General features: G+C 69.8%; 3 protein-coding genes. 2 read left to right on the forward strand and 1 reads right to left on the reverse strand.

Translation table 11 applies throughout. The features are described from left to right. The first annotated feature begins 213 nt into the window (after positions 1 to 213). Positions 214 to 1,125, forward strand: coding sequence for a transferrin-binding protein-like solute binding protein (locus AX685_RS22900; protein WP_066491143.1), 912 nt, complete (start codon positions 214 to 216; stop codon positions 1,123 to 1,125). A 2-nt stretch (positions 1,126 to 1,127) separates the two neighbouring features. After that, positions 1,128 to 2,414 (forward strand): surface lipoprotein assembly modifier, encoded by a 1,287-nt coding sequence (locus AX685_RS22905; RefSeq protein WP_066491145.1) that lies wholly within the window; start codon positions 1,128 to 1,130, stop codon positions 2,412 to 2,414. 150 nt (positions 2,415 to 2,564) lie between these two features. Here the strand turns inward: AX685_RS22905 and ftsH are convergent, their stop codons facing one another. Continuing rightward, complete coding sequence (gene ftsH / locus AX685_RS18130) at positions 2,565 to 4,535, reverse strand: ATP-dependent zinc metalloprotease FtsH (protein WP_066491147.1); 1,971 nt, start codon at positions 4,533 to 4,535, stop codon at positions 2,565 to 2,567. Between the last annotated feature and the right edge of the window lie 141 nt (positions 4,536 to 4,676).

Here is a 4,676-nt window from a genome sequence, read left to right on the forward strand (position 1 = left end):
GGGGCATCCTGAGCCGCCGCCGCCGGCACGGCACCCGCGACCGCCACCGCCAACGCCGCCCCGCCCGATCGCACCATGGCCCCGTGTCCTTTCGTTGCGCCGCGTTGGGACAGATCATGGCTTCGGGGCCGCAATAAGGCCGCGCGCACCACCATCGCCGTTGCCGGTGCCGGGCGCCTGGGCTAGGGCTCCGCGCGATCCGGGGGGACTTGCATGAACAAGACGACGACCATCGCGCTGGCGGCGCTGACCCTTTCGCTCGCCGCGTGCGGCGGCGGCGGGGCCGGCCCCAGTGTCGGCACCAATGTGCAAATCTCCCCGACCGACCAGCGCAACGCCAGCCTGACCGACCTGCGCGTCAGCGAGGGCTTTGCCGGCTACAAGGGGCGCATCCGCTACGAGGTGTCGGCCAGCGGCAGCGCCCGCAATTTCGACGGCACCGTCCCGCTGGTCAGCAACATCGCGGCGGTCCGCTACGACGCGGCGGCGCAAAGCTATACCGTCACCGGCGATGGCCTGACCACGCCGTCGTTCGGCCCGGCGCAGCGCATATCCGGCAACGCCACGCTCACCAATTACGAACGCGCCGGGACGACGCAGCAGAACCTGACGCTGTTCAACCCCGGCGCCGCCAATCCGCGCCTGGCGCTCACCTATGCCAGCTTCGGCGCCTATCAGGAAATCGGCACCGCCACGAACGGCAGCCGCACGGTCGACACCACCTTCTTCAGCTATGGCGTGCGCACCACCGCGGCCGACATGCCGCGCACCGGGCGCGCGAGCTACGACACGATCGTCGACGGGCAGTTCGCCGATTCGACCGGCGTCTATGCGCTGGGCGGGCAAAGCAGCTTCGAGGCGGATTTTGGTGCCTCCACCGTCACCGCCGGCATGACGCTGCAGGGGCAGAACGTCATCGACGGGCGCGGCAAGTCGTTCAGTCCGATGGCACTGACCGGCACGATCCGTTCGGACACCAACGGCTTCTCCTTCTCCGCCAGCGGCGATGGCGCCACGATGGGGGGCATGTTCTACGGCCCCGGTGCCGCGGAAATCGCGGGCGTCTTCGGCTTCCGCACCGGCGACGGCGCAGGGACGGGGGCGATCGCCGGCCGCAAACGCTGACGGTGGCGCTCCAGGACGCGCCGGTCGCCGCCGCCGCCGACTGTCCCGCCCCCTGCCGCACCGGCCTGTCCGCGGCGCAGGTGTTCGCGCTGGCCGAGGCGCAGCGCGCCGCGGGACGCACCGACGCGGCCGAGCGGCTGCTGCTGGCGCTGACCGCCGATCCCGATGCCGACCATCGCGCGGAGGCGCGCTTCCGGCTGGGGCAGCTCTACGAACAGACCGCGCGCCCGCGCGACGCGATCGCGATCTGGCGGCGGCTGCTGGACGAAAAGCCGCAGGCCGCGCGCGTCCGGCTCGACCTCGCCCGGCTGCTGGCGCGTGCCGGCGACGAGGCGGCGGCGCGGCGCGAATTGCGGATCGTCGGCGCCGGCCCGCTGCCGGAGGATGTCGCGCAGGTCGTCGATCGCTTCGCCACCGCGCTGCGCTCGCGCCGCCCGCTGGGGATCAGCGTCGAGGTGGCGGTCGCCCCCGATAGCAACGTCAATGCCGCCACCCGACAGCGCACGATCGAAACCGTCATCGCCGATCTGACGCTGGATGCGGACGCACGCGCTCGCGCAGGGATCGGCGTGTCGCTGGCGGCACAGGGGTTCGCGCGCGTGCCGCTGGGCGGGGTGGAGACGCTGACCCGCCTGTCGCTGGGCGGCGACCGCTACCGCGCCAGCCGCTTCAACACGGGGTTCGCGACGCTGGCGGGCGGGCCGGAGTTCCAGTACCGCGGCTGGCGCATCCGCCCCGCCGCGACGCTGGGCCGCCGCTGGTTCGGGGGCGCGCAGCTCGCCGATGCGGTGGGCGTGTCGCTCAACCTGTTGCGGGCGCTCGACCGCGCGACCCAGATCGAGCTGGAGGCGAGCGCCACACGGCTCGACGATCGTATCGCGGCGCAGGACGGGACCAGCTGGGACGTCAATGCCGTGCTGGATCGCGCGGTGGATGCGCGGTGGAGCGTGCGCGGCACGCTGCGCGCGTCGCGGCTCGCGGCGCGCGATCCGGGCTACAGCCTGGGCACGATCGCGGTCGGCGCGCTGGCGGCGCGGCAGGGGCCGGTGCTCGCCGCCTTCGTCCAGGCGGATGTCGCGCACAGCGCGGCGGACGCGCGCTTGTTGCTGTTTCCGCAGGTCCGGAACGACTGGCGGTGGAGCGCAACCGGCGGGCTGGTGTGGCGGCGCCATCGGATTCTGGGCGCGGCGCCGCTGGTGCGCGTATCGGCCACGCGCAACCAGTCGACCGTGCCGCTCTACGCCTTTCGCCGGATCCGCGCCGAATTCGCGCTGTCGCGCGAATTCTAGAGCGGGTCGATATTCGCCTCCGGTCGCGCCGAGCAACGGCGAAACGGGGTCACCAGGAGCAGCGCTCCGCCGACGAGGCGTCGACGTCGCTCAGCCTCTCATCAGCACCAACGGATCGGTTGCCGGAACGTCGATCCGCGCAGACGCGCGTCAGGCGCCGGCGGGCGACGGATTGCCGAACGGCCCCGACGGACGCCGCGTCTTCGGGATCGACGTGCCCGCGGTCGGCACCGTCCGCGTCTTCGGTCCCTGATCCTGCCGGCCGATATCCTCGCCCGCGATCAGCCGCTTGATCTCTTCGCCGGACAGCGTCTCATATTCCAGCAGCGCGCCCGCCAGCGTGTGCAGCTGGTCGATATGGTCGGTCAGCACCTGCTTGGCGCGGTGCAGCCCACCCTCGACGATCGACTTGATCTCGTCGTCGATCAATTGCGCGGTCTGGTTCGACATGCGCACCGGCTGGCTGGACGAATAACCTAGGAAGCTCTCGCCCTCGGGCTGCGCATATTCGACCGGCCCGACCTTGTCGGACATGCCCCATTTAGTGACCATGTCGCGGGCGAGGCCGGTGGCGTACTGGATGTCGCCCGATGCGCCCGACGATACCTTGTCATAGCCGAAGATGATCTCCTCGGCCACGCGCCCGCCCATCGCCACCGCCAGGTTCGCGTACATCTTGTCGCGGTGATAGCTGTAGCTGTCGCGCTCGGGCAGGCGCATCACCATGCCCAGCGCGCGGCCGCGCGGGATGATTGTCGCCTTGTGGATCGGGTCGGACGCTGGCTCGTGCAGCGCGACGATCGCATGGCCCGCCTCGTGATAGGCGGTCATTCGCTTCTCGTCCTCGGTCATCACCATCGAACGCCGCTCGGCGCCCATCATGACCTTGTCCTTGGCCTCCTCGAACTCGGCCATCGCGACCAGCCGCTTGCCCTTGCGCGCGCCCATCAGCGCGGCCTCGTTGACCAGATTGGCGAGGTCCGCGCCCGAGAAGCCCGGCGTGCCGCGCGCGATCGTGCGCGCATCGACGTCGGGGGCCAGCGGCACCTTCTTCATATGGACTTCGAGGATCTTGACGCGGCCCTCGATGTCCGGGCGCGGCACCACCACCTGCCGGTCGAACCGGCCGGGACGCAACAGCGCGGGGTCGAGCACGTCGGGGCGGTTGGTCGCCGCGACGATGATGATGCCTTCGTTGGCCTCGAAACCGTCCATCTCGACCAGCAGCTGGTTCAGTGTCTGCTCGCGCTCGTCATTGCCGTTGCCCAGCCCCGCACCGCGGTGCCGGCCGACCGCGTCGATCTCGTCGATGAAGACGATGCACGGCGCGCTCTTCTTGGCCTGTTCGAACATGTCGCGCACGCGGCTGGCGCCGACGCCGACGAACATCTCGACGAAGTCCGAGCCGGAGATGGTGAAGAACGGCACGCCCGCTTCGCCCGCGATCGCGCGCGCCAGCAGCGTCTTGCCGGTACCGGGCGATCCGACCAGCAGCGCCCCCTTGGGAATCTTGCCACCCAGCCGCGCGAACTTTGACGGGTCCTTCAGGAAATCGACGATCTCGGTCAGCTCGGCGCGCGCCTCGTCGATGCCCGCGACGTCGTCGAAGGTGACCTTGCCTTCCTTCTGCGTCAGCATCCGCGCGCGGCTCTTGCCGAAGCCCATCGCCCCGCCCGCGCCGCCGCCCTTCTGCATCTGGCGCAGCACGAAGAAGGCGATGCCGATGAACAGCAGGAACGGCAGCGAATTGTACAGCATCAGGAGCCAGATCGACGGGCCTTCCTCAGGCTTGCCCGCCACCTCGACGCCGGACTTGCGCAGCCGGTCCATCAGCCCCGAATCCTGCACCGGATAGGTGCGGAACTTGTCGCCACTGGAAAAGCTGCCGGAGATCATGTCGCGCGACACGTTGACGCTCTTGACCGTCCCCTCGTCCACCTTGTCGAGGAAGGTCGAATAGGCGATCGTATTGCCCTGCGCGGTGGAATTGCCGCCGCCCAGCACCGTCACGACCAGCGCCAGCGACAACAGCACGCCGACCCAGATCAGCAGGCTTTTCATCCACGGATTGGGGCCACCGCCGCCATTCTCGCCATTGGGCTGCCGGTCGTTGTCGTTCATGCGCTACCTTTCGTCATCCGCAATGTAGGGCGGCGAGGGTTAATGGCAATGGAACAACGTCGGTCAGACTGATCGACGCGGTGGAGCCACCGAAAACTGCCATCCTGCGGGCGTCGCGGCCACTTTCACCCCGCCCTGCAC

Origin of the sequence: Sphingomonas sp. CCH9-F2, from assembly GCF_001556735.1 — a bacterium.
GTDB classification, from domain to species: Bacteria; Pseudomonadota; Alphaproteobacteria; order Sphingomonadales; family Sphingomonadaceae; genus Sphingomonas; species Sphingomonas ginsenosidimutans.

Excerpts from the sequence above, each read along its gene's own strand:
- AX685_RS22900 (WP_066491143.1), top strand. The coding sequence starts at position 214 with ATGAACAAGACGACGACCATCGCGCTGGCGGCGCTGACCCTTTCGCTC.
- ftsH (WP_066491147.1), bottom strand. The coding sequence starts at position 4,535 with ATGAACGACAACGACCGGCAGCCCAATGGCGAGAATGGCGGCGGTGGC.